Below are 26,095 nucleotides of genomic sequence, written 5' to 3'. Positions count from 1 at the left end.
AAAAATTGATAGATCAAATTTCCGAATACCAATGATTTGCCGATTAAGGCTGTCACACAACTGACATTGTACATGCCTTTTGATGCGTAATGTGTCGTTGTGTTTCATCATTGTCTTGATGATCATTTTCTCTCCTGCGAAGGGACGGGCCGTCAATCGGGAGGCTGAACCGCACGAGTCGCGCGGTTGCCTTTCCAAGTTCGGGTTTCCGTCCCGCCTCCGGCTTCGCGCCGCGACGGTCGTGACAGCAGGGGCATGGGTTTTATGGTCGGACAGGATCGTTGGCGCGGCGCAGCCAGTCTCGCGGCGCTGAGCTTGGCCTTGGGATGGGGCGGCGCGGCGTCGGCCCGGACCCTCGCCGGGGCCTTGACCGAGACGCAGGCTGACGCGCCGGCGCCCGCCGAGGCGGCCGCGCGGTTCGACATCCTGGCGTTTCAGGTCCGGGGCAACAGCGTCCTGACGACCGACCAGGTCGAACGGGCGGTGTATCCGTTCATGGGACCGGGGCGGACGGCCGACGACGTCGAGCGCGCCCGCGCGGCGCTGCAGAAGGCGTTCGAGGACAAGGGCTACGTCGCGGTCTCGGTGTTCATCCCCGAGCAGTCGGTGGAGCGGGGCGTGCTGATGCTGGAGGTCCAGCAGCAGGCGATCAACCAGGTGATCGTCGAAGGCGCCAGGAAGCCCGAGGCGGTGCGGGCTCTTGCCCCGTCGTTGAAGCCTGGCCAGACGCCCAACCTGCCGGCCTTCCAGCGCGACGTCGTGGCGCTCAACCAGAGCCCCAGCCGCAAGGTGACGCCGGAACTGCGGGCCAGTGCGACGCCGGGCGAGCTGGACGTGGTGCTGACCGTCGAGGAGAGCTCGGCGGCTCATGGCGGCCTGGAACTGAACAACTTCTCCAGCGGCGCGACCAGCGACCTGCGGGCCTCCGCCTCGGCGCGATACGACAACCTGTGGGGCCGGGGCGACAGCCTTTCGGTCTCGGTGCAGACCGCGCCGCGCCGACCGGACGACGGCACGGTGCTGTCGGCCAATTCCATGACCCGGCTGGGCCAGGGCGCGCAGCTGCTGGCCTATGCGGTGCATTCCGACAGCGACATCGCCGTGGTCGGCGGCACCAGCGTGATCGGCAAGGGCGACATGGTCGGCCTGCGGCTGATCCGCTCGCTAGGCGCGCGCGAGGGCTTCTATCACTCGCTGACCGTCGGGCTGGACTGGAAGGATTTCGCAGAGGACGTGATCCTGGGCGCGGATCGGGCCTCGGCGCCGATCGAGTACTGGCCGATGACCGCCTCCTGGCGCGGCGACTGGACGGCCGAGCGGCGGCGCAGCGACCTGACCCTATCGACGGTGTTCGGCTTCCGGGGGCTGGGAGCCGGCCGGGGGGCGTTCGACGCCAAGCGCTACCAGGCCCGGCCCAACTTCTTCGCCGTCAAGCTGGACGCCTCGCATACCGAGGACGTGGTCCACGATCTTCAGATCACCACGCGGCTGACCGGCCAATGGTCGCCCAGCCCGCTGATCTCCAACGAGGGCTTCTCGCTGGGGGGCATGTCGACCGTCCGAGGCTACTACGAGTCCGAGGCCCTGGGCGACTACGGGCTGGCGATCCAGACCCAAATCGCCTCGCCGGACCTGGCGTCGCGGCTGGGCGGCGCGCCGCTGGATCAGCTGCGCTTCCACGTCTTCTGGGACGGGGGCTTCGCCGCCATCCACGACCCGCTGGCCGGCCAGAAGAACGACTTCTTCCTGATGAGCGCCGGGGCCGGCGCCCAGGTGCGGCTGCTCAACTACCTCAACGGCGCCGTCGATGTCGGCGCGCCGCTCGTCTCCAGCTCGGACAGCACGTCCGGCTCGGTTTTCGCTCGCTTCCGTATCTGGGGGGAATTCTAGATGTTTCGATCCAAGCTTGCCGACAAGGGCGTGCTGGCCGGTCTGCTGGCCGCCGCCGCGCTGGTCGCCGTCGCCACGCCGGCCGCGGCCTGGTGGCAGCCCGACTACGCCTACCGCACCAAGATCAATCTGAACGCCGGCGCCGCCGGGCTGACCGGCGAGGTGGCCCGCGCGCCGGTGCTGATCCGCCTGCACACCGGCAATTTCAACTTCGATGACGTCAAGGCCGACGGCTCGGACCTGCGGTTCGTGGCGGGCGATGACCGCACGCCCCTGAAGTTCCACATCGAGACGTGGTCGCCGGCCGAGCAGCAGGCCCTGGTCTGGGTGGATGTGACGGGCCTCAAGCCCGGCGCGCCGGCGGCGATCTATGCCTACTACGGCAACGAGAAGGCCAAGCCCGGCCAGGACGTGGCCGGGACCTTCGGCCCGGACGACAAGCTGGTCTGGCACTTCGACGGCGCCGGCGCGCCCAAGGACGCCACCGCCAACGGGCTCGACGGGACGGGCGGCGAAACCCGCAGCGCCGGCCTGATCGGCCAGGGCCTGAAGCTGGACGGCGCGTCCGGCGTGTCGATCCCGGCAGCAGCCTTCAGCGGCGGCCCCGCCAGCATCAGCTTCTGGGTCAAGCCGACCGCCGACGGCCAACTGCTGGCCCTGCCTGGCCTGACCCTGGCTTCGGAGGGCGGCTCGCTGGTCGCCGAAGCCGGCGGCGTCAAGAGCGCCGGCGCGGCCCTGCCGGCCGGGACCTGGGCCCATGTGGCCCTGGTCAATGACGGCAAGAAGTCCACCCTCTACCTCAACGGCCAGCCGGCCGGTGAAGTGGCCGGGGCCCTGGCGGCCGGTCCGGCCACTCTGGGCGGCGGCCTGGCGGGCGAGATCGACGAGTTCCGCGTCGCGGGCGCGGCCCTGCCGCAGGCGGCCTTCCAGCTGGCCGCGGCCAGCGAAGGGCAGGGGGCGCGCCTGGCGGTGTTCGACACCGCCGAACAGACCGACGGCGGCGGCCACAACTATTTCGGGATCCTGTTCAAGGCCCTGACGGTCGACGCCTGGGTGGTGATCGGCGTGCTGGCCGTGATGCTGGCCCTGGCGATCTGGGTGATGATCTCCAAGGGCCTGCTGCTGGGCCATGCCGCGCGGGCCAACGAGGACTTCCTGGACGCCTACCGCCGCGCGGCCCGCGGCTCGACCGGCCATGACGGCCTGGGCGACCTGCCGGCCGGCGACGAGGGCTCGACCCTGGCCCGGCTCTATCGCATCGGCCAGCAGGAACTGAAGCTGCGCCTGGCCGAGACCCGGGTCTCGGGCAGCCGCTTCGCCCTGCGCAGCCAGTCGATCGCCGCCATCCGCTCGGCCCTGGACGCTGGCCAGGTGCGTGAAGGCCAGAAGCTCAACAAGTCGATGGTGCTGCTGACCATCGCCATCTCGGGCGGTCCGTTCATCGGCCTGCTGGGCACGGTGCTGGGGGTGATGATCACTTTCGCCAGCGTGGCCGCGGCCGGCGAGGTCAACATCAACGCCATCGCGCCCGGCATCGCCGCGGCCCTGCTGGCGACGGTGGCGGGCCTGGCCGTCGCGATCCCGGCCCTGTTTGGCTACAACTACCTGCTCAGCCGGGTGGAGGAGATCTCGGCAGACAACCAGATCTTCGTGGATGAGCTGGAAAAGCGCATCGCCGAGACCTGGCAGGACGTCCCTGTCGCCTATCCGGGCGAGTAGGGGGCGACCATGCAAGTCCAAGGCAAGAAGCCCTACAACGAGATCAACATCACGCCGCTGGTCGACCTGACCTTCGTGCTGCTGATCATCTTCATCCTGCTGACCACGGCGGCGGTGCAGGGGGTCAAGGTCGACCTGCCCAGCGCCTCCTCGGCCAAGGTGCTGGACGCCCCCAAGGCCCGGGTGATCGCGGTGGCCAACGACGGCACGGTGTCGATCGACGCCGTCCCCGTCTCGATGACCGAGCTGGAGACGCAGCTGCGCGGCGTGATCGCCGCCCAGCCCGACACCCCGATCATCCTGCGCGGCGACCGGGCCGTGCAGTACGACCAGATCATGCAGGTGCTGGACCTGTGCTCCAAGGTCGGGGTGGCCAGCCTGGGCATGGCCGCTACCCGGCCGCCGGCCGGCGGCGGGGCCTGACGCTCATGAGCTATGCGTTCATGGCGGAGGATCCGCCGCCGCCGAGACGGCGCTCGTCGCGGAACTTCGGGGCGATCGTCCTGGTCGTCGCCGTGGTCCTGGCGGGCCTGGCGGCCCTGAGCCTGCTGCGCGGCGAGACCGTCAGCCAGCGGCGCAGCGACATGAAGACCACCCGGGTGGTTCTGCCGCCGCCACCCCAGCCGCCGCCGCCGGAGGTCAAGCCGCAGGAGAAGCCTCCGGAGCCCAAGCCCACGCCGCTGGAGCAGCCGACCGACGCCCCGCCGCCGCCGACCCCGCAGGCCCAGCCGACGGCCGGCGACAACGCGCTCAGCGCCCGCGAGGGCGCGGGACCGTCCAACTACGGCCTGGCCGTCGGCGACGGCGGCGGGACCCGGATTGGCGGCAAGGCCGGAGGCGGCGACGGCTTCGCCGCCTATGCCGGCATAGCGCTGGCCAGCATTCGCCAGGCGGCTCAGACCGATCCGGCCCTGTCGCGTGGTCGCTACACCGTCGCCCTGGCCGTCCAGGTCTCGCCCGAGGGCAAGATCATCGGCGTGCGGCTGATCAGCAGCACCGGCGATCCGCGCCGCGACGCTCGTCTGGTCGAGGCCCTGACAGGGCTGCAGCTGTCCCAGCGCCCACCCGCGGGTCTTCCGACCCTGCGCATCGAACTCAACGCGAGATCGGGAGCCTGACCGTGGCCGTCCGAGCCTTCGCCCCCAAAGCTTCCAGGGAACACCCCATGCCCTTCGTTTCTTCCCGCCGCCTCGGCCTCAAGCCGGTCCTGCTGGCCTGCGCCGCCGGCGCCAGTCTCCTGGCCTCTCCGGCCCTGGCCCAGTCCGTCGACTCCACCAAGCTGCTGGAGCTGATGGTCGCCAAGGGCCTGGTCACCCGCGCGGAGGCCGACGCCCTGATCGCCCAGGCCACCGTCGCGCCGCCGGCGACCACACCGGCGGCCATACCTGCGGGCGGCGTCTCCGGCGACGTCCAGACCATCCCCTACGTGCCCCAGGTCGTCCGTGATCAGATCAAGTCCGAGCTGCGGACGGAGCTGGGCCAGCAGGCGCAGGCCGAGGGCTGGGCCAAGCCTGGCCAAACCCCCGACTGGACGCGTCGCATCACCGTCTCCGGCGATATCCGCGCCCGGGGCGAAAGCGCCTTCAGGGGCGAGGGCAATGGCGACATCTTCGAGGACTTCGGCGCGATCAACGCCGGTGCGGGCCAGAACATTAACGACCTGACGCCGGGCTACGTCGCCCCGCCGTACCTCAACACCCTGGAGGATCGCCGCCGGGCCCGCATCCGCGCGCGCATCGGGATCAAGGCCCAGATCGACAGCTGGATCAGCGCCGAGGTCCGCATCGCCACCGGCAACGACAGCTCGCCGGTCTCGACCAACCAGACCCTGGGCGCCAACGGCTCGCTCAGCAAGTACGCCCTGTGGCTGGACCGGGCCAACATTCGCCTGACGCCGGTCGCCGGCCTCGATGTCGATGTCGGCCGCTTCGCCAACCCGTTCTGGACCAGCGAGCTGCTGTTCGACGACGACCTGAACCTGGACGGCCTGGCCGTCTCGGGCGTCGCGCCCCTGACCGAGCAACTGAAGGTGTTCGGCGCAGCCGGCGTCTTCCCGGTGTTCAACACCGACTTCAATTTCGGCTCGCGCAACGCGCCCGAGGGCGCGGGCGGGCCCTACAAGAGCAAGGACAAGTACCTGGGCGCGGTCCAGGCCGGCTTTGACTACGCGCTGAACGACGACATCCGCCTGCGCGCGGCGGCCGGCTACTTCCGGTTCGAGGGCGTCGAGGGCGAGACCTCCAGCCCCTGCTATTACTACGAGGTGGTCTGCGACACCGATCCGACCCGGCCCCAGTTCCAGCAGCTGGGCAACACGATGTTCCCGATCCGGAACATCATCGCCAACCCGCTGGACCCGGTCGGCAGCCCGGAGAACCAGTATTTCGGCCTGGCCACCAAGTACCAGGTGCTCAACGTGCGCGCCGCCATCGATCTGGCGATGTTCGATCCGATCGCCATCCGGCTGGAAGGCGACTTCGTCAAGAACCTGGGCTTCGAGCGCGACCTCCTGCGCGCCAGGGCGGTCAATAACCTGGGTCCGCAGTGGCGTATCCCCGATCCGGCCGACCCCACCAAGACCATCCTGGTCGACGGCGGCTATGACGGCGGCGACACCGGCTGGTCGACCAAGCTGACGATCGGCCGGTTCGACCTGGTCGAGCGCGGCGACTGGAACCTGCACGTCGGCTATCGCCGCCTGGAGTCCGACGCGGTGCTGGACGCCTTCACCGACAGCGACTTCGGCTTTGGCGGCACCAACAACAAGGGTTGGATGATCGGCGGGGCCTACGCCTTCGGCAAGAACACCAGCATCGGCGCGCGCTGGCTGTCGGCCGACGAGATCGCCGACGCGCCGCTGTCGGTCGATCGCCTGCTGATCGACCTGAACACCCGGTTCTGATCGATGAAGACGGCCGTCCCGCATCCTGGCCGCGACGCCGGCCGCGTTCTCCGGAGCGCGGCTTCGCGGACGGCCGTCCTCATCACGCCGCGCATCGTCGCCACGCAAGCTTGCTCGTCCCAAGCGGCGGCGACGCCCGCGGGTCCGTTGGTTTTCTCCCCTCGCCGACGGACCCGCCTCGCGCCGGCCCTGCTGGCGCTGGCGGCTCTGACCGCGGGCCAGCCGGCCGGCGCCCAGTCCGCCGAGACCTCGGTGGCGCCGGTGACGGTCAATCCGCCCTGCGTCAGCATCGACATCGCCGGCCATCGCGCCGGAAACCTGGCCTGCGCCAGCCAGGCCCTGGAGGCCGCCGCGCGCCAGGCCCAAGCCCAAGCCCAAGCGCAAGCGAGCGCGGGACACGCGGTTCCGGTGCTCGGCGCCGGTTCGCCGGACGTGCGCACGGGCGTGGTCAACCAGACCGCCACCCGTCTTCGGATGGGCGCCGCCCTGGGCGTCTCGGTGCATCCGCAGCGTCCGACCATCCCGCCGCCGGTCCCACGGCCATGACGCCTTCCGCCCGCCGAGCCGCGCGCCGGCCCGCCCTTTCGCCATTCCACGCCTGTTTCGCGCCCGCGCCGTCGGCCGCCCGCGTCCTGGCTGTCCGTATCCTGGAGTCCGTCCGATGACCGCCCTGAAGACGACCGTCAAAAGCCAAGCCCTTCGTCATCGACTGCTGATCGGCGCGTCGCTGGGCGCGCTGCTGCTGACCGGGGTCGCCCCGGTCTCGCCGGCCCTGGCCCAGAGCGGCCGCATCACCAACGGCCGCGGCGGCTCCGATCCCGCCGCCGCCGCCGCCCGCGCGGCCCAGGCCCAGGGCGAGGCCCAGGCCCAGGCGTCCTCGGCCAGTCAGCGGGCCGTCGCCGCGTTCGCCCGCGCCGCCGCCTCGCGCCAGGCGATGACACAGGCCCAGGCCGCCGCCCGGGCCGCCGCGCTCGCCGCCCACAGCCAGGTTCCCAACGGCCTGGGGCAGGGCGGCCTGCAGGTCGCCAACGGCGTCAGCCTGGACCCCAACCTGTGGCTGGGCGCCAAGGGGCCGACCCAGGCGACGGGCGCGGACGGCCGCACCGTCGTCACCGTCGGCCAGACCGACCAGAAGGCCATCCTCACCTGGGACAGCTTCAATGTCGGCCGCGAGACCGACCTGGTGTTCGACCAGAAGGGCCATGCCGACTGGGTGGCGCTGAACCGCCTCACCGACGCCAGCGCCGATCCGACCCGGATCCTGGGCGCCATCAAGGCCGACGGCTCGGTCTACATCATCAACCGCAACGGCGTGATCTTCGGCGGCGCCTCGCAGGTCAATGTCCGGAACCTCGTGGCCTCGACCGCCGGGATCACCAACGCCCAGTTCCTGGACAAGGGCCTCTATTCCAGCCTTGCCGGGACCAACTACGCCCCCAGCTTCACTGACGCCGGCGGAGCGGTGGTCGTCCAGGCCGGCGCGCGGATCAGCACCCAGGCCCCGACCTCGGTGACGGCCGGCGGCGGCTTCGTGCTGCTGATGGGGACCAGCGTCGAGAACGCCGGTTCGATCACCACCCCGCGCGGCCAGGCGACCCTGTCGGCCGGCGACGACTTCATCATCCGTCGTGGCTACGGCACCGCCGAGAACCCCTATTCCACCACGCGCGGCAACGAGGTGCGCGGCCTGATCGACGCCGGCTCGCTGAGCGGCGCGGTGCGCAACAGCGGCCAGATCGAGGCCGCGCAGGGCGACATCACCCTGGCCGGCCGGACCATCCGCCAGGACGGCGTGCTGGTGGCCACCACCGGCGTCAACACCCGCGGCACGATCCACCTGCTGAATTCGGCGAGCGACGCCAAGGGCTCGGTGACCCTCGGCAAGGACAGCCTGACCCTGATCCTGCCCGAACTGGACAGCAAGGAGACGGCGCTGAACAGCCAGCGCGACGCCCTGATCAAGGCCTCCGACACCGCCAACCTCAACCGCGCCAACACCGTCACCGGCGGCTTCGACGACCGGTCCCTGCTGGCCGATCGCCTCGACCAGGGACGTGTCGAGATCGTCACCGGCGGCGATGTGGTCTTCGAGGGCGGCTCCCAGACCATGGCTCAGGGCGGCCAGGTGGCCGTCCAGGCCGCCGGCCGGGTCACCGTCGCCAAGGGCGCGTCGGTCGACGTCTCGGGCGTCCAGGGCGTGGGCCTGGACATGGCTTCCAACGCCATCAAGGTGAACATCCAGGGCAACGAGCTGCGCGACAGCCCAGGCAACCGCGACGAGGCCGATCTCAAGAGCAAGGACGTCTGGATCGACGTGCGCGATCTGGTCCTGCTGCCCAGCGGGACCGGCGGCTACGACGGCGATCGCTGGTACACCCCCGGCGGCCTGCTCGAGGTCGGCGGCTACCTGGCCAACACCGCCCACGGCGTGGGCGAGTGGGCCGCGGTCGGCGGGACGATCACCCTGTCGGCCAAGGAGGTCGTGGCCCAGCAGGGCGCGATCTTCGACATCTCCGGGGGCAGCCTGGACTACCGCGCCGGACTGGTCCGCTCGACCCGGGTCATGGGCCAGGACGGCCGGATGTACGACATCCGCAACGCTCCGGCCGGCATGAAGATGCTGGCGGTCGGCAACGCCTTCAGGGTCCAGCACGACCGCTGGGGCGAAGCCTATGGCGAGGTCTATTCCGATCCGCTGTTCAGCCGCGCCACCTCCGCCCGCTGGGAGGACGGCTACACCGTCGGCCGCGACGCCGGCCGCCTGATCCTGTCGGCGCCCACCGTCGTCATGGAAGCCGACATCCTGGCCGGCGTCGTCAACGGCGAGCGCCAGACCCTGGCCCGTCCCGACGCGGTCAAGGACGGCTACGCCCTGTCGCAGCACACCATCGCCCAGGCCGGGACCCTGGCCGTCGGCGGCTATGGCGCGCTGGGCCGCGCCAGTCTGTTCACCAGCGATATTCGGGTCGGCGACATCGCCGACATCACCACGGGCCAGGCCGCGGGGGCGACCTTGCCGGCCGACCGCGAGGGCACGGTCTGGCTCGACGCCGAACGCCTCAGCCAGCAGGGGCTGGGCGGACTTGAGCTGGGAACGCGCGGCGCGATCACGATCGACGCCGACCTGGCCCTGGCAAACGGCGGCGTGCTGGACCTCACCGCGCCGGTGATCGACATCAACGCCAAGGTCACCGCTCGCGGCGGCGCGGTGCGCGCCACCAACCTGTTCACGGCGGCGACCGTCACGCCGCAGGGCGAGACCCTGTTGCTGGACGGGAAGTCGTCGATCACCGTGCGGGACGGCGCCGCGCTAGACCTGCGTGGTCTCTGGGTGAACGCCGGCCTGGATCCGGCGAGCGCTCCGCTGGTCGGCCATGTCGACGGCGGCAAGGTCTTGCTGCAGACCTCGGGCGACGTGGTCGTGGAGGCCGGCGGCCGGATCGACGTCTCGTCGGGCGGCGCGGTGCTGTCGGACCTGACCACCAAGGGCGGGCGTGGCGGCGACGTCACCCTGGTCGCCGATCTGACCGGCGTCACGGGCGAGCCGTCACTGGGCGGGGCCGTGGTGCTGGACGGCGACATTCGAGGCCATGGCGTGGTCGGCGGCGGCAAGCTGACCATCGAGTCGGGGCCGGCGATCGTCATCGGCAAGGCGTCCGCCGGGCGTTCCAACGCGAGCGACCTGGTGCTGGACACCGCCCTGTTCCAGAGCGGTTTCTCGGACTATGCGGTCAATGGCCACCAGGGCGTCTCGGTGGCGGCCGGCGTCAAGCTGGACGTCGCCACGCCGGTGTACCGGTTCACCGACGCCAGCCTTTCGATCCCGACGGGCGAGGCGGGCGAGGGCCTGGTCCTGTGGATGCCGCCGACCTACCAGGCCGACGACAAGGCCGGCCGGCTGGTGCAGCGCGCCGGGGCCAATCTCACCCTGAGTTCGCAGGTCGGCCTGGACGGCGGCGCGATCACCATCGGCGAGGGCGCGAACGTCACCGTTGATCCGGGCCGAAGCATCACCCTGCTGGGCGGACGCGGTTCGCAGATCACCGTCGACGGCGCGCTCAACGCCTGGGGCGGCAAGGTGACCATCGACGTCGACAGCGGCTCGATCCAGGAGCCGGGAGCCGGCGGCGCCGACATCCACGCCCACAACCGGTCGATCTGGATCGGCGAGCACGCCAGGATCGACGTGGCCGGCCGGGCGAGCGTCGCCGTGGACCGGCAGGGACGCCGCTACGGCGTCGTCCAGGACGGCGGCGTGATCGCGATCGGCGGCGCCCATGACTGGGAGGACAAGGGCGTGGCCGAGGCGCCGGACGTGGCCGTGGTCGTTCGCCAGGGCGCGGTGCTGGACGCCTCGGGCGCGACCGCCACGACGCTGGACATCACTCGCAACGGCGCGACCGTTCCGGTCGAGGTCGCCGGCGACGGCGGTACGATCGTCCTGCAGTCGGCCCACAGCCTGTATCTGGACGGAACCCTGGTGGCCAAGGCCGGCGGCGCCGACGCGGCCGGCGGGACCCTGGCGGTGGCGCTGGAGACGCCGGTGTTCTCCACCGCGCCGCTGTCCAAGCCCGACGCGGCGGTCGTCAAGCCGCGCGAGTTCATCCTGTCTCAGGTCCATGCAGGCAGCGGCCTGGACGCGGATCTCCGCCCCGGCGAAGCCGGTCCGGGCCTCGTTTACGGCGTTGGCCGGATGGGCGTCGATCAGATCACCGACGGCGGCTTCGGCAACCTGTCGCTGCTCGTCAACGGCGTCCTCAGCTTCGATGGCGACGTCACCCTGTCGACCGCCCAGAGCCTGCGGTTCTATGCCGGCGCCTATGGCCTGAGCGAGAACGCCGACAGCGACGCCAAGGTGACGCTGAACACCTCGTACCTGCGCCTGGCCGCGGCCACCCGCACCTATGCCGACAAGCAGTTCATCCCGACCGTCGTGTGGCGTGACAATCCCTCCAAGCGCTCCAGCGACGCGCTGTTCCAGGCCAGCGCCGACCTGATCGACATCCGCGACCGCGTCGGTTTCGGCGTCACCGGCGGACCGGTCACGGGCACGGGCATCATCCTGGACATGGACCGCCGGGGCTTCGACATGGTCGACCTGACCAGCCGAGGCGACCTGCGGCTGCTGGGCGGCGTCGGCGGCGGGGCGGGGGTGAGCGCAGGCATCACCACCGAGCTCAACAATGTCGGCGACCTGACCCTGACCGCCGCGCAGATCTATCCGGCCACCGGGGTCAGCGCGCTGATCCAGGCCGGCTACGGCGAGGGCAGGGTGCTGGACATCCGCCGCTACGGCTCGGGCGCGGTCGCCGCGCCGCAGTCGGTGTTCGGGACCCTGTACCTGGGCGGCGACACGGTGCGCCAGGGCGGGATCGTCCGCGCGCCGATGGGCAGCCTGGTCATCGGGCGAGGCTGGCAGTCCACCTACCAATTCCATTCCAGCCTGGTCCAGCTGCTGGCCGGCAGCATCACCTCGATCAGCGGCGCGGGCGTCGTCATGCCCTATGGCGGGACGGTCGACGGGCTGACCTACACCTATAACGGCGTGAAGATCTCGCCGCTGGCCCTGGGCGCCAGCAGCATCACCATGACCGGCGACGCGGTGATCGGCGACAAGGGCTCGGTGCTGGACCTGTCCGGCGGCGGCACGCTGGTCGGAGCGGGCTTCGTCAGCGGTCGCGGCGGTTCGGTGGACATCATCCGCACGCCGCTGGTCAACGCCAATCCCGCCAACCGCTACAGCGCCGCCGGCGCGGGCGTCTACGCCATCGTGCCGGACTACGCGGGCGGCTACGCGCCGGTCTCGCCCGATGCGGGCGCGGGCCAGCCGATGGTCGGCCAGCAGATCACCCTGACCGAGGACGTCGGCGGGCTGAAGGCCGGGACCTACACCCTGATGCCCTCGACCTACGCCCTGCTGCCCGGCGCGTTCCGCGTCGAGGTGGGGGGCGACATGCCGCTGACCGGCGGCGTCGTCGAGGCCGGCTCGGGCTCGTATGTCGCCAGCGGCTTCCTGGGCGTGGCCAACACCGCCATCCGGTCGTCCGTCGCCAGCGCCCTGGTGATCACGCCGGCGGCCGCCGTGCGCAGCCATACCTCCTACAACACCATGGGCTATGACGACTTCGTCCTGGCGGATTCGACGCGACGCGGCGGCATCCGGGGCGAGCTGACGGTCGACGCCCGCACCCTGAAGCTGGATTTCGGCTACTCCACCCCGCGCGACGACCTGCCGATGCTGCGCTTCGACGGCGAGACGCGGTTCACGCCGGTCAAGGACAGCATCGGCTTTGGCGGCACGACCCTGGTCGACGCCTTCGACATCGAGGTGCTGACCGACGGGAAGACGCGCACCGAAGGCTTCAGCGGCTTCTCGGTCCAGGCCAGCGACCTGAACGCCCTGGCCACGCCGCGCCTGATCCTGGGCGGGCGCCTGGGCCTGGCCTACGGCGACAACTTCGCCGTGTTCGACGGCACGGCCAGCAACGTGATCGTCCGCAGCGGCGCGAGCCTGACCGGCTCGGAGATCTTCCTGCTGTCGTCCTCGCCCTCGGGTCGGGTCCTGGTCGAGCAGGGGGCGTCGATCAACACCCTGGCCGGCGGCGACCCGGCCTATGACAGCGGCGACGGCGTGACCTTCTCGGCGGGCGACTCCGCGGTGCTGGCGGTCTCCAACGGCTGGATCAACCTGCTGCCCGGCGGGGCCGTCGGGGTGTCGGCCGGCCAGATTCACCTGGGCGACTGCCCGCAGGGCGGCTGCGCGGGCGAGACCACGGTCTATGGCAAGGGCACGATCGCCGTCGCCACCGACAAGGCCTTCACCCTGTCCGACAACGTCCGCTACGGCGCGGAGAACCTGCTGCTGGCGATATCGGCGGTCAATCTGGGCAGCGCCGAGGCGCTGCAGCAGGCGGCGGTCAACGGCCAGCTGCCGGCCGGCCTGGCGTTGAACCAGACCGTTCTGGAAGGCCTGCTGGCGGGCAACAAGGGCATCGGCGCGCCGGCGGTCAAGACCCTGGTGCTGAACGCCCGGGAGTCGGTGAACATCTACGGTTCGGTCGAGCTGGACACGCTCAATCCCGTCACCGGCGTGTCCTCGATCGAGCGCCTGGTCCTGGGGACCCCGGCGATCTACGGCTACGGCAAGGCCGGCGACAAGGCGGTGATCACCACCGGCGAGTTCGTCTGGACCGGCGCCACCGACACGCCGCCGTCGAACCGCGATCCGGCCCAGATTCCCAATCCGCCGGGCGGCGCGATCGGCGGCCTGCTGGGTGACGGCGTGCTGAGCATCGCCGCGCGCGACATCGTCCTGGGCTATGCGCCGCGCAGCCAGCCCAACGGCCTGCCGGCCGACCGCCTGACCGTCGGCTTCGCCTCGGTCGACCTCAGCGCCAGCCATGCGATCACCGCCAACGGCGTGGGGACTCTGAAGGTCTATCGCGACCAGGGCGCCTATGTGTCCGGCAAGGGCTACGACTATACCGGCGGCGACCTGAACCTGACCGCGCCGGTGCTGACGGGCGTGGCCGGCTCGGTGACCAAGATCACGACGGGCGGCGACATGGTCTTCAAGGCGTCGGGAACCGCGCCGGCTCCGACCGCCGACGACGCCCTGGGCGCTCAGTTGTCCCTGTCGGGCCGCAACGTCGTCCTGGACGGCGTGATCGCCCTGGCTTCGGGCAAGCTGAACGTCGAGGCGGTCGATGACGTGACCCTCGGCGCGGCCTCGCGGATCGACCTGTCGGGCCGCGCGGTGAAGTTCTTCGAGGAGACCCGCTACAGCCGCGGCGGCGATCTGCTGCTGGCCAGCCAGGCCGGCGACATCGTCCAGGCGGCCGGCGGGGTCATCAACGTCTCCGCCGTCAACAATCGCGCGGGCAGCGTGCAGGCCACCGCGCTGGGCGCGACGGCGGGCCATGTCGACCTGGCGGGCTCGATCCTTGGCTCGGCCAGCGGCCAGTACGACGCGGGCGGAACCTACGTGCCTTTCGAGGCCGGCGAGCTCACCATCCGCACCCAGTCCCTGGCCGACTTCGCCGGCCTGAACGATCGCCTGAACACCGGCGGCGTGTTCGGCGCCCGCCGCTTCCAGATCAAGCAGGGCGACCTGACGATCGGCGACGGGGTCAAGGCCCAGCAGGTCGAGGTGGTGCTGGACGGCGGCGACCTGACCGTCAACGGCCGGATCGACGCCAGCGGCTTCGAGGTCGGCGCCATCCGCCTGGCCGCCGCCGGCGACCTGACCGTCAACGGAACCCTCGACGCCCACGGGACCGGCCTGCGGGTCGACAGCTACGGCAAGATCATCGACAGCCCCAACCGCGCGATCGTCGACCTGACGGCGCGCGACGGGACCCTGACCCTGGGCGCGGCGGCGACGGTCGACCTGCGGGCCGGGACCGAGGCCAAGACCGGCCAGGACGGGGTTTCGCGCGGCACGCTGGATCTGAACGCCCCGCGCCTGGGCGGCGACGACGTGGCGATCGACATCCTGGGCCGCACCACGATCCGCGGCGCCAGAACCGTCGCGGTCAACGGCTTCCGCACCTATGACGACGCGCCCCTGGCGGCGCTGCCTGACGTTTCGGGCCACGCGCCCCAGCTGATCACCCAGGCCTATCTGGACGCCATCGACCTCGACAGCACCGCCTTTGTCGACGCGGCCCTGGGCAACGCCGACCTAACGGCGCGCCTGGCGCGACTGGGCGACTATCACCTGCGCCCGGGCGTCGAACTCATCAGCAACACGGCCACCAATCCGAACGGCGACCTGACGATCCTGGGCGACATCGACCTGTCGGGCTATCGCTATGGCCCCGGCTCGAACCGGCTGGACCCGGCCCTGCGCGGGTTCGGCCAGCCGGGCGTGCTGGTGATCCGGGCGGCCGGCGACCTCAACGTCTATGGCAGCATCAACGACGGCTTCGCGCCGCCGCCGGCCACGCCCGACGACACCGGCTGGTACCTGACCGAGGGCCGGACCGACTTCGGCGACCTGGGCAAGACGCCCTATGGCGACGACATCGTCATCCCGGTGGACGGCGTGGTCCTGGATATCGGCACGCTGTTCCCCAGCGGCGCGACCCTGAACTACGACCTGCCCACCGACGCCCTGACCCTGCCGCGCGGCACGGTCCTGTCGGTCGACGTGACCCTGACCGATCGCTACACCCTGCCGGCCGGCACGGTGCTGGGCGCCAATGTCTACGACGCCGGCGGCGCCTTGCTGATGCCGGCCGGCTCGGTCCTGACCGACGCCGTGGTGCTGGAGGCCGGCGCGCGGCTGGGCGCGGGGACCTTCCTGCGAGCCAACGCCAGCGTCGAGGCCCTGACCTGGCCCAAGGGCGTCAAGCTGCCGACCCAGATGAAGACCAGCGGCCAGATCGCCCTGGCGCGCGGGTCGCTGATCCCGTCGATGACCAAGGTCGAGCTGCCTGACGACAAGCCCTTCGACCTGCGCCCCGTCGTCGACGGCGTGCAGGGCCGGAACTGGGCGGTGGCGCCGATGCTGGGCGAGGGCTCCACCAGCTGGGACCTGCAACTGACCGCCGGCGCGGACCTCGCTTCGGCCGACCGCCGGGCGGTGGTTCCGGGGGCGAAAGGCTCGATCATCCTGGCCGACCTGCATTCGATGATGGAGATGAACGTCCGTCCGGGCGGCACGGGTCTGGTCTGGGGCGCCGACGCGGCGGACTACGGATACAATCCCGGCGACGCGGTGCCGCAGGACGAGCTGGACTGGGGCTACTGCACCTTCATCACCTGCTTCACCGACCCGGTGCGGATCAAGAACGTCTGGGGCCCCAACAGCGAAGCCCTGGACCCCAGCTTCATCCCCGGCGACCCGATCCCCGACTACCTGATGGACGCCGGCGTCTGCGACTGGGGCGTGCCCGACGGCTGCGCGCAGGTCATCGCGCCGGTCAAGGACGTGATCAAGACCACCTACCTGTCGCCGATGTTCAGCGTGGTGCGGACCGGCGAGGGCGACCTGACCCTGGCCGCGGCCGGCGATTTCCGGATGCGCTCGGCGTTCGGTGTCTACACCGCCGGCAGCCGCTCGGCCGCCATGACCCTGGCGGACGGCTCGGATCCCTTCAACCTGCCGCGCGGCGCCACCATCAACGGCTCGGTGATCGGCGCCCAGACCAAGGACTACGACGCGGCCCTGGCGGCCTACCAGGCCTGGTATCCCGACCACGGCGGCAATCTGGACATCGTCGTCGGCGGCGACGTGGTGGGCAACATCTGGGGCGACTTCTCCTCGCCCACCAGCCGCACCAACGTTCCCAGCACCAATGTCGGCAGCTGGCTGTGGCGTCAGGGCACGGGCAGCGCGGCGACGGGCGCCGACGGGGTGGCCACCGCGTGGTGGATCAATTTCGGGACCTACGCCCTGCAGCCGTTCCAGCCGCTGAGCCCGCAGGCCGACCCCTACATGGTGGGCTTCACCGGCCTGGGCACGCTGGGCGGCGGCGACCTGACCATCCGGGCGGGCGGTGATGCTGGGATCATCGACGCCCTTGGGTTGGCCGACAGCGTTCCGCGCAGCCAGGGTCTGGTGGCGGCGGTCGGCGGCACTGGCCGCGTCGACGCCAACGGCGACCTCGTCCTGACCGGCGGCGGCGACCTGACGATCCGGGTCTCCGGCGCCATCAATCCCAATCTCGCGGCCACCCAGCGCGCCACGGCCGGCCAGGGCAACACGCAGGACGCCGACCTGAACGGCGTCCTGGTCAACCTGCGCGGCCTGACGGCGGTCAGCGCCGGAGCGATCGGCGGGATCGACCTGAAGTACCGCCAGGAGGCCGCCGACAGGCCGGGCCTGGGCGGCGACAAGGCCGACACGCGACCGATCGATCCGTTCACGGCCACGATCGGCGTCAGCAACGCCGGCCTAGTCCTGGCTCCCGGCGACTCGGCGGTCTATCTGGACGCCCCCGGCGACCTGGTGCTGACCACCGTCGCCGATCCCGGCCGGGCCTACGCCCTGAACACCACGCCGTTCACGGCCAACGGCGTCCGCTACGCCGGCGGGGGCCAGAGCTGGTTCAGCCTGTGGACCGATCACACCGCGATCAACCTGTTCAGCGCCGGCGGCGACCTGACCCCCGGAACCGACGAGGCCAACAGCGTCTGGAACTACGGACAGGGCCTGGATGGCGACCCGCGGGTGATCTACCCGTCGATCCTGAGGGCCACCGCCGCCTCGGGCAGCCTGTTCTACGGCCTGTCGACGGGGCCCGGCCTGACCGTGAACAATCCGCTGGTCCTGGCCCCGTCGGCGTCCGGCGCCCTGGAGTTCCTGGCCGGCGCGTCGATCTTCGGCGGCGGCTATCCGATCAGCATGTCGGGCTCGGACACGCCTTTGCCGACCCCGTTCAATCCGGCCTTCACCGGCTTTGGACTGGTGGGGCCGCGCCTGACGCTGATGCTGTCCAACACCAGCCTGGAAGGGTCGCTGACCGACGCCTCGGGCCGGGGTCTGCTGGGACAAGTGGGCTACTTCCCGCTGTTCGCCTTCGGACCCGATACGCTAGGCGCGCGCGACCTGCACGCGGGGGGCAAGTCGTCGGCGCTGTTCTACGCGGTCGACGGCGACATCCTGGGCCTCAACACCGGCGCGATCACCACCTTCGCGCCGATCACGGGCCGCGCGATCTCCACCTGGTACGACGCGGCCCTGCCGCTGCGGGCCCGGGCGGGGCGCGACATCGTCGGGACCCAGGCGGTCATCCTCAACAACGACGCCGACGACGTGTCGTTCATCCAGGCCGGCCGCGACATCCTCTACGCCGATGTCAAGGTCGCCGGACCGGGCGTGCTGGAGATCAGCGCCGGCCGCAACATCACCCAGGAGGATCGCGCCAGCGTGGTCAGCCTCGGCCCGTTGCTGGAAGGCGACACGCGCCTGGGCACCGGCATCGCGATGATGGCCGGAACCGGCCCGAACGGCCCGGACCTTTCGGCCGTCGCCGATCGCTACCTTGATCCGGCGAACCTGGCCGATCCGGCGCGTCCCCTGGCCGAGCAGGCCGGCAAGGTCGCCAAGACCTATGACGGCGAGATGCGCCAGTGGCTGGCCGACCGCTTCGGCTTTACCGGCACGGCCGAGCAGGCGGGCGCCTACTTCAAGGCCCTGCCGCCCGAGCAGCAGCGCGTCTTCCTGCGCGAGGTCTACTACGCCGAACTGCGCGAAGGCGGCCGGGAGTACAACAACCCCGCCAGCAGCCGCTTCTCCAGCTACCTGCGCGGCCGCGAGATGATCGCGACCCTGTTCCCCCACACGGACGCGGCGGGCAAGGACATCGTGCGCGCCGGCGATATCGTGATGTTCGGCGGCTCGGGCGTGCGCAGCCAGTTCGGCGGCGACATCCAGATGATGGCGCCTGGCGGACAGATCGTGCTGGGCGTCCTGGGCGCGGTTCCGCCCTCGACGGCGGGGGTGGTCACGCAGGGGCAGGGCGACATCAGCCTGTTCAGCGAGAAGTCGTTGTTGCTGGGCCTGTCGCGGGTGATGACCACCTTCGGCGGCGACGTCTTCGCCTGGTCGGAGACGGGCGACATCAACGCCGGCCGCGGCGCCAAGTCGACGATCGTCTTCACGCCGCCCCGGCGCGCCTATGACGCCTACGGCAATGTGACGCTGTCGCCGCAGGCGCCGTCGTCGGGGGCCGGCATCGCCACGCTGAACCCGATCCCCGAGGTGACGCCCGGCGACATCGACCTGATCGCGCCCCTGGGCACGATCGACGCGGGCGAGGCGGGCATCCGGGTGTCGGGCAACGTCAACCTGGCCGCGCTGCAGGTCATCAACGCCGCCAACATCCAGGTCCAGGGCGACGCCCAGGGCATACCTATGGCGGCCGTCGTCAACACCGGCGCCCTGACGGCGGCGTCCTCGGCCAGCAGCGCGGTCGTGGCGCAGGCCGCCCGCGCCGCCGAGCAGGCCCGGCCCGCGCCGATGCGGGACGTCCCCTCCGTCATCACCGGCCGGTTGCTCGGCTTCGGCGACGGGGCCTGATCCAAGACCAACACCGGGGGAGACCGGGCGTCTCCCCCCATTTCACTGATCGACCGGAGATCGTCGCCATGACGCGCCACCCAGAAGCGGAAGCCAGTTCCGCGCCCGTTCCGACGCCGGCCTTGCCGCTGTTCTATCGCCAGCCCCAGCCATTGAACGCGGCGTTGCACGCCGATTGGCGGCTGAAGGACGGCGACGCGTCCTTCGCCGCCGCCGCGCCCTTCGTGCCGATCGTCGCCGGAGAGCTGGTCGCGGCGGCCCGCAGCTATCCCGTGGTGTTCGCGGCCGGCGACATCGCCCCCGTGGCGCTGCTGGGCCTGGAGCATGACAACCTGTTCGTCGAGGACGGACGGTGGGCGCCGGACGCCTATGTGCCGGCCTATGTCCGCCGCTATCCGTTCGGGTTCGTCGCCACGGTCAGCCCCGACGGCTTCGCCCTGGCCATCGACGCGGGCTCCGAGCGCGTCGTCCGGGACGGGGAGGAGGGCGCGCCGCTGTTCGTGGACGGCCTGCCGTCGGACCTGACGCGGCAGGCCTTGGCGTTCTGCGACGCCTTCCAGGGCGAGGTCGCCGCGACCCAGGCCTTCTGCGCGGCGCTGGAAGCCCAGGGCGTGCTGATCGAGCGCCGGGCCGACGCCACCCTGCCGGACGGCCGCACGCTGGGCCTGAACGGCTTCCAGATCGTCGATGCGGCCGCCTTCGCGGCCTTGGACGAGAGTGTCGTGCTGGACTGGCATCGCAAGGGCTGGCTGGCGCTGGTCCACCACCACCTGGCCTCGCTGGAGCGCTTCTCGGCGCTGCTGAACAGGCACGGCGCGCGGGCCGCCGTCACGACGCCGACATCAGTTTCTGTTTCCAAGCCGGTGGCGTCCGCCGCCGATCGCACCAAGAAAGCCTGATCCATGACTTCGCGCGCCTTCGCCGCTTCGCTCGCCATCGCTGCGACCCTGTCGACCATGATCTCCACGGTCGCCATCGCCCAAGCCGCCAAGCCCGCCGCCGCGCCTGCCGCCGCCCAGCCCCTGGGCGGCCCCGTGATCGCCGGGGTCTGCCTGCTGTCGCGCGAGGCGATTTTCGCCAACGCCGAGGTAGGCAAGGCCGCCAGCGCCCGGCTGCAGGAGCTGACCAAGGCGGCCCAGGCCGAGATCGACGCCGAGCGCGCGCCGATGGAAACCGAGGCCAAGGCGTTGCTGGGCCAGCCGGCCAACGCCCAGCGCCAGGACGCCTTGGCGCAGCGCTGGCAGGCCTTGCAGCTGAAGGCCGCCCACAATGGTCGCGAGATCGAGGCCACCCGCATCAAGGCCATGGACCGCATCGCCACCGAGGCCCAGCCGTTGATCGCCCAGGCCTATGCCAGCCACGGCTGTGGCCTGCTGCTCGACCGCAATTCGGCGCTGGGCGGCAACTTCGCCAACGACCTGACCCCGGCCGTGGTGCAGAGCCTGAACGGCAAGCTGCGCATGATCACCTTCGAGCGCGAGCGCCTGCCCGCCACGCCGGCGGCGAAGTAGCGCCATGGGCCGTCGGGATCTCGACCATCGTCCAGGGCTGCTGGCGCGAACCTCCCGCCTGTTGGCCGCGCTGGCGACAGGCGTCCTGGGCCTGGGCCCGGGCGTGGCCGCCCAGGCGCAGGGCGTGTCGCCCGAACAGGCTCCCGTGGCCTGGGTGCGCTATGCCGAGGGGGCGACCCAGAGCCTCCTTGGCTGGCTGCAGGCCGAGGACGAGGCCGCGACCCGCGTCCGGGCCCACATGGACGCCACGCGCCCGGCCGAGGACCAGCCGACGCCGCCCCTGGTGCTGAAGGTCTGGGTCGCGCCCGACGGCGTGGTTTCCCAGGTTGCCTTCGTCGCCTTGGCGGACGAGCAGGTCAGCGGCGATCTGCGGGCCGCGCTCGTCGGCCGCCGGCTGCCGCCGCCGCCCAAGGACATCCTGTTGCCGCTGCGCCTGTCGGTGCAACTGGAGCCCGCCGAACCGACCCCGACCAAGCCCGACGCTCCCGCCGTCGCACGGCCAGGCTCGCGTCGATCGGGCTTCTAGGGCCGCGGCGGCGACGCGGTTAGACTCCCGGGTCAGCCGAACAGGGCGCGGGCGCGCAGCAATTGCTCCGCTGCGGGATAGCGTCGCCGATCTGGCCTTCCAGGCGCACGACGCGGCGTCGGGGGCGGGCCTTGATCCTGGTCGCCAGGCGCGATGCGATGTTCGTCCGATCCTGTGGAAATCCACAGGTGCGCCACGTCTTCACAAGGGGCCTTGTCGGCTGGGCTGTGAAGCCCTCGCAGGTCCTGGGGTTGAACGGTTTCGACGTGGTGCGGGTCATCGAACAAATTCGTGCGCGCCTGGATCAGGGAGCGCGCGCACCGGCGTCGCGCCTGGCCTTGCGACGCCTCGGGGGCGCACCCCAGGCCACGGTCGAAGCGACGATCCGGGGGCTTTGCGCCAACGCCTATCTGGGCGACGGCGCCGCGCTCTGCCGGGTGCTGGGCCGCTACAAGATGCTGGTCGACACCCGTGACGACGACGTTTCGGCTCACCTGCTGCTCGACGGCTATTGGGAGCTTTGGGTCACCCGGGTGCTCGTCGGCCTGGTCAGGCCCGGCATGGTCTGCGTCGATGTAGGCGCGCACCTGGGCTATTTCAGCCTGCTGATGGCGGACCTGACCGGCCCGGACGGACAGGTCCATGCCTTCGAGCCCAACGCCGCCCTGAGGGGGCGTCTGGCGCGATCGGTCGCCATCAACGGTTTCGACGCGATCACTCAGGTCCATCCCTGGCCGCTCTCCGATCGTGACGGCGCCGCCGTGCGCCTGGTGGTGCCGCCTGGGCGGCCGGGCGGGGGGCATATTCGGCCGGCTGAAACCTCGGAACTCCGTACGGGCTTGGCCGTCCTCCACACCCGGCGCCTGGACGGTTTCGCCGAAATGCCCAGGGTCGATATCGTCAAGATCGACGCCGAAGGCTCCGAGCAGGCGATCTGGCGCGGCATGAAGGGGCTGATCGAGCAGGGGCGGCCGCTGTGCGTGCTGCTGGAATTCGCGGCGGCGCGCTATCCGGATCCCGGCGATTTCCTGGACGAGCTGACGGGGGCGGGCTTTTCCCTCGAACTGGCCGATCCGCGTCTCGGGCTCCGGCCGGTCAGTCGGGCCGAGGTGCTCGCCGCGCCGGCGGTCAAGGACCAGATGCTGGTGCTGCGGCGATGAGCCCGGCGTCAGGCGTCGGCGCGCTGGGCGGCATGGTGGACCTCGATCGCCTCGCCGATCGTGTCGTAGAAGCGCAGCTGTCCGTCCTGCAGCACCGCGCCGCGGTCGCAGTAGGTTTTCAGGGTGTCGGGGTGGTGGGACACCATCACCAGGGCGCCCGTGGCGCGGCGATGCGAAAGAGCCTCGTGGCAGCGCTGGCGGAAGCGCTCGTCGCCGGCCCCCGTCACCTCGTCGATCAGGTAGCAGTCGAAGTCGATCGCCAGGGAGACCGCGAACGCCAGGCGCGCGGCCATGCCCGCGGAGTAGGTCTTCACCGGCTGACGGAAATAGGGGCCCAGCTGCGCGAAGTCCTCGACGAAGGCGAGGAGGGGCTCGATGGGCTGGCGGTAGATGCGGGCGATGAAGCGCGCGTTGTCCGCGCCCGTGAGGCTGCTCTGGAAGCAGCTGCTGTAGCCGATGGGCCAGGACACCGACATGTCGCGCGTCACCCGGCCCGAGGAGGGGTGCTCGACCCCGGCGATCAGCCTCAGCAGCGTCGACTTGCCCGCGCCGTTCGCGCCGCACAGCCCCAGCGCCTCGCCGGGGCGTATCTGGAAACTCACATCCTCCAGGACGCGCCGGGTCAGGTTGCGGCCGTGATAGGTTTTACTGATGCGATCGAACGTAATCATGGCGCTTATCGCTCCGAGTTCGACTGCATAATTGTTTTTGCATTGCGTGTTAGTCAAGTATCGTCAATATATTTAGCATCAATATTTGCAATATTGACCGACCGCTATGTATTGGTATTTCCAATTTATAGATATTCGGGTGCGCGGCATGTTTGCTGATGGCGTGGGCGCCCGACGCCGTGATCGCGTGGGCCTCGACGGCTTCAATCTCGCCCTGCCGCAGGGCACGGGGGTGGCCACATACGGACACGTCCTGAGCGAGGCGTTGCGCGGGCTGGGCCGGTCGATCGACGTCGTCTACGGCCTCGACGTGCCCAGAGCCGCGCCGGAGACGCTGCGTGAAACCCTGTTCTTCGAGCGTCTGGCCGAGCGGCGCGGGCAGGGGGCGGGCCGCGTCACCCTTCGCCAGGCGATGCGCCGCGCCTTCCTGCTGCCCGGCGTGCGCGAACCGCGCGAGGTGGCGGTCACCGGGCGGGTGGTCCGCGAAGGGGCTCCCAGGTTGCCGGCCTTCGACCGCCTGTTCACCCTCGGCGGCCTGTACTCCCTGGCCGCTCGCCATTTTCGGCGCTACGGCCGCTTCCTCGCCGTGCGCCTGCCCGACCCGCCGGCGATCATGCACTGGACCTACCCGCTGCCGCTCCGGCTGGAGGGCGCGCTGAACGTCTACACGGTGCACGATCTGGTGCCGCTGCGGCTGCCGTTCACAACGCTCGACGACAAGGTCTACCACGACAGGCTGCTTCGCGAATGCCTGGCCAGGGGCGACCACATCGTCACCGTCTCCGAGGCGTCGCGCCGCGACATCCTGGATTTCTTCCCGGTCGATCCAGGGCGGGTGACCAACACCTATCAGGCCGTGCTGCCGCCAGGGGCCGGACCCGACATGGCAGCGCTCGCGGCTCGCCTTCGGGCGTTGTTCGACCTGACGCCCGAAGGCTACTTCCTGTTCGTCGGCGCGATCGAGCCGAAGAAGAATGTCGGCCGGCTGATCGAGGCCTATCTGGCCGCCGAACTGGAGACGCCGCTGGTGCTGGTGGGGCCGCGCGCCTGGCTGGCGGATGACGAACTGAGGCTGCTGGAGGGCGCCCATGGCATGCGGCTGCCGGGCGCCGAGCGGATCCGCAGGATCGACTACCTGCCGGCCGACCACCTGCGGACCCTGATAAGGGGAGCGCGCGCCGTCGCGTTCCCATCCCTATACGAAGGCTTCGGCCTGCCGGTGCTGGAAGCCATGACGCTTGGCGCGCCGGTGATGACATCGGCCTTCGGTGCGCTGGCCGAAGTGGTCGGCGAGGCGGCTTGCCTGGTCGATCCCTACGACGTCGCGGACATGACCCAGGCGCTTCGCCGGCTGGACGGTGAGGACGCCTTCCGGGCGGAGCTGAGCGCCGCCGGACGCGAGCGGGCGGCGGCCTTTTCGATGTCCGTCTATCGGCGACGCCTTTGGTCGCTCCATGCCCGGCTGCTTGGCGACGACCCCTTGATCTCGCCGCGAAGCGAGCGTTTCGGAGATACAGCGTGACCCTATTCTCCCGACCGCGCTCTTGCGCCGCCTCGATGATCGGCGCGACCTCGGTGCTCCTGATGCTGGGCGCCTGCGCCAGCCTGCCGGCAAGCGGGCCGACCGCCGACGCCATCGACGCCGAGCAACGCCGCGCGGGTGATTTCGAGATCGTCGACATCGATCCGGCGGTCCTGGCCTCGCTGGCCTCGCAGCCTGCCGCTGGGACGCCGAGCCTCCTGAGATCGGATCCCGCCGCCGCGACCGACCTGCTGGGACCCGGCGACGTCCTGCAGATCTCCGTCTACGAAATCGGCGCGGCGCTGTTCGCCGCACGCTCGGCTCCCGCCCTCGGTGGCGGCCTGTCGTCGCCATCGGGCGCCGCCGAGATTCTTCCGCCCGTCGTGGTCGGCCATGACGGCGCGGTGAACCTGCCGTGGATCGGTCGCCTGCAGGCGGCCGGCCAGACGCCGGACGCGCTCGCCGCCCTGATCGTGCAGGCCCTGCGCGGCAAGTCGCAGGACCCGCAGGTGGTGGTCAGCGTGCGCGACAACGTCGCCAACACCGTGATGGTCATGGGCGAGGTCAAGAAGCCCGGACGCATTCCCCTGAGCCTTGCGGGCGAGCGGCTCTCGGACGCCGTGGCCCTGGCCGGCGGTCCCGCGAACACCGTCCAGGACAGCATCGTGCAGCTCAGCCGGGACGGGCGGACCGTCTCGGCGCCGCTGGCGACGCTCGTCGCGGGCTCGGCTGAGGATGTGCCGTTGCGGCCGCGCGACCGCATCGTCGTGACCTACTTGCCCCGAACCTTCACGATCTTCGGCGCCACGGGCAAGGTCTCGGAGACGCCCTTCCAGACCCCCCGCGTATCGCTGGCCGAGGCCATCGCCAGGGCCGGCGGTCCCAGCGACCAGCAGGCTGACGCGTCCGCCGTCTTCGTGTTCCGCTACCAGCCCGGCGCGGCCGATGGCGCGCCCGCTCCCGGCGCCAGGCCCGTGGCCTATCGCCTGAACCTGCTGAAGGCGCAGAGCTACTTCCTGGCCCAGAACTTCGAAATGCGTCCGCGCGACGTGATCTATGTCGCCAACGCGCGCACGAACCAGTCCGCCAAGCTGATCCAGATCCTCAACCAGTTCTTCACGCCGATCTACACGGCCAAGGTGATCGCCCAATGATCGGCCAATGATC

General features: G+C 70.8%; 14 protein-coding genes. 13 read left to right on the top strand and 1 reads right to left on the bottom strand.

Features of this window, described 5'->3' with window-relative positions:
* Positions 1-315 precede the first annotated feature (315 nt).
* The 11 genes from AC07N1_RS00915 to AC07N1_RS00865 all read left to right on the top strand — a co-directional run bounded on the left by AC07N1_RS00915 (position 316) and on the right by AC07N1_RS00865 (position 22,735).
* Complete coding sequence (locus AC07N1_RS00915; RefSeq protein WP_494670054.1) at positions 316-1,890, top strand: ShlB/FhaC/HecB family hemolysin secretion/activation protein; 1,575 nt, start codon at positions 316-318, stop codon at positions 1,888-1,890.
* Complete coding sequence (locus tag AC07N1_RS00910; protein ID WP_494670053.1) at positions 1,891-3,609, top strand: DUF2341 domain-containing protein; 1,719 nt, start codon at positions 1,891-1,893, stop codon at positions 3,607-3,609.
* 9 nt (positions 3,610-3,618) lie between these two features.
* Complete coding sequence (locus AC07N1_RS00905; RefSeq protein WP_494670052.1) at positions 3,619-4,032, top strand: ExbD/TolR family protein; 414 nt, start codon at positions 3,619-3,621, stop codon at positions 4,030-4,032.
* Between the two features lie 5 nt (positions 4,033-4,037).
* On the top strand, positions 4,038-4,727 hold the full coding sequence (locus AC07N1_RS00900) for an energy transducer TonB family protein (protein ID WP_494670051.1): 690 nt from the start codon (positions 4,038-4,040) through the stop codon (positions 4,725-4,727).
* A gap of 47 nt (positions 4,728-4,774) precedes the next feature.
* Positions 4,775-6,511 carry a putative porin gene (locus AC07N1_RS00895; protein ID WP_494670050.1) on the top strand — a complete coding sequence of 579 codons (1,737 nt, stop codon included), beginning with the start codon at positions 4,775-4,777 and terminating at the stop codon, positions 6,509-6,511.
* Positions 6,512-6,658: 147 nt separating this feature from the next.
* Positions 6,659-7,057, top strand: coding sequence for a hypothetical protein (locus AC07N1_RS00890; RefSeq protein WP_494670049.1), 399 nt, complete (start codon positions 6,659-6,661; stop codon positions 7,055-7,057).
* Between the two features lie 115 nt (positions 7,058-7,172).
* Positions 7,173-19,538 (top strand): filamentous hemagglutinin family protein, encoded by a 12,366-nt coding sequence (locus AC07N1_RS00885; protein ID WP_494670048.1) that lies wholly within the window; start codon positions 7,173-7,175, stop codon positions 19,536-19,538.
* A 68-nt stretch (positions 19,539-19,606) separates the two neighbouring features.
* Positions 19,607-20,437 carry a SapC family protein gene (locus tag AC07N1_RS00880; RefSeq protein WP_494670047.1) on the top strand — a complete coding sequence of 277 codons (831 nt, stop codon included), beginning with the start codon at positions 19,607-19,609 and terminating at the stop codon, positions 20,435-20,437.
* A gap of 3 nt (positions 20,438-20,440) precedes the next feature.
* Positions 20,441-21,049 (top strand): OmpH/Skp family outer membrane protein, encoded by a 609-nt coding sequence (locus tag AC07N1_RS00875; protein WP_494670046.1) that lies wholly within the window; start codon positions 20,441-20,443, stop codon positions 21,047-21,049.
* A gap of 4 nt (positions 21,050-21,053) precedes the next feature.
* Positions 21,054-21,575, top strand: coding sequence for a hypothetical protein (locus tag AC07N1_RS00870; RefSeq protein WP_494670045.1), 522 nt, complete (start codon positions 21,054-21,056; stop codon positions 21,573-21,575).
* A 131-nt stretch (positions 21,576-21,706) separates the two neighbouring features.
* The gene (locus AC07N1_RS00865) at positions 21,707-22,735 is read left to right on the top strand and encodes an FkbM family methyltransferase (RefSeq protein WP_494670044.1); all 1,029 of its coding nucleotides are present in this window, start codon (positions 21,707-21,709) and stop codon (positions 22,733-22,735) included.
* Between the two features lie 8 nt (positions 22,736-22,743).
* Here the strand turns inward: AC07N1_RS00865 and AC07N1_RS00860 are convergent, their stop codons facing one another.
* Positions 22,744-23,406: an ABC transporter ATP-binding protein gene (locus AC07N1_RS00860; protein ID WP_494670043.1), complete on the bottom strand. Its 663-nt coding sequence runs from the start codon at positions 23,404-23,406 to the stop codon at positions 22,744-22,746.
* A 106-nt stretch (positions 23,407-23,512) separates the two neighbouring features.
* Here AC07N1_RS00860 and AC07N1_RS00855 point away from each other — a divergent pair, with 106 nt between their 5' ends.
* Both AC07N1_RS00855 and AC07N1_RS00850 read left to right on the top strand, forming a co-directional pair.
* Positions 23,513-24,928: a glycosyltransferase family 4 protein gene (locus AC07N1_RS00855; RefSeq protein ID WP_494670042.1), complete on the top strand. Its 1,416-nt coding sequence runs from the start codon at positions 23,513-23,515 to the stop codon at positions 24,926-24,928.
* Positions 24,925-26,082 carry a polysaccharide biosynthesis/export family protein gene (locus AC07N1_RS00850; RefSeq protein WP_494670041.1) on the top strand — a complete coding sequence of 386 codons (1,158 nt, stop codon included), beginning with the start codon at positions 24,925-24,927 and terminating at the stop codon, positions 26,080-26,082. Before AC07N1_RS00855 ends, AC07N1_RS00850 begins: the two co-directional genes overlap by 4 nt.
* Positions 26,083-26,095: the final 13 nt, after the last annotated feature.

It is taken from the genome of Caulobacter sp. GW821-FHT09B11 (assembly GCF_059418205.1).
This window is presented reverse-complemented; position numbering and strand designations above follow the sequence as displayed.

What these genes read in the sequence shown, in the direction of transcription:
- AC07N1_RS00885 (WP_494670048.1), top strand. Translation starts at nt 7,173, where the DNA reads ATGACCGCCCTGAAGACGACCGTCAAAAGCCAAGCCCTTCGTCATCGA.
- AC07N1_RS00875 (WP_494670046.1), top strand. Translation starts at nt 20,441, where the DNA reads ATGACTTCGCGCGCCTTCGCCGCTTCGCTCGCCATCGCTGCGACCCTG.
- AC07N1_RS00895 (WP_494670050.1), top strand. Translation starts at nt 4,775, where the DNA reads ATGCCCTTCGTTTCTTCCCGCCGCCTCGGCCTCAAGCCGGTCCTGCTG.
- AC07N1_RS00870 (WP_494670045.1), top strand. Translation starts at nt 21,054, where the DNA reads ATGGGCCGTCGGGATCTCGACCATCGTCCAGGGCTGCTGGCGCGAACC.
- AC07N1_RS00860 (WP_494670043.1), bottom strand. Translation starts at nt 23,406, where the DNA reads ATGATTACGTTCGATCGCATCAGTAAAACCTATCACGGCCGCAACCTG.
- AC07N1_RS00880 (WP_494670047.1), top strand. Translation starts at nt 19,607, where the DNA reads ATGACGCGCCACCCAGAAGCGGAAGCCAGTTCCGCGCCCGTTCCGACG.
- AC07N1_RS00855 (WP_494670042.1), top strand. Translation starts at nt 23,513, where the DNA reads ATGTATTGGTATTTCCAATTTATAGATATTCGGGTGCGCGGCATGTTT.
- AC07N1_RS00905 (WP_494670052.1), top strand. Translation starts at nt 3,619, where the DNA reads ATGCAAGTCCAAGGCAAGAAGCCCTACAACGAGATCAACATCACGCCG.
- AC07N1_RS00900 (WP_494670051.1), top strand. Translation starts at nt 4,038, where the DNA reads ATGAGCTATGCGTTCATGGCGGAGGATCCGCCGCCGCCGAGACGGCGC.
- AC07N1_RS00910 (WP_494670053.1), top strand. Translation starts at nt 1,891, where the DNA reads ATGTTTCGATCCAAGCTTGCCGACAAGGGCGTGCTGGCCGGTCTGCTG.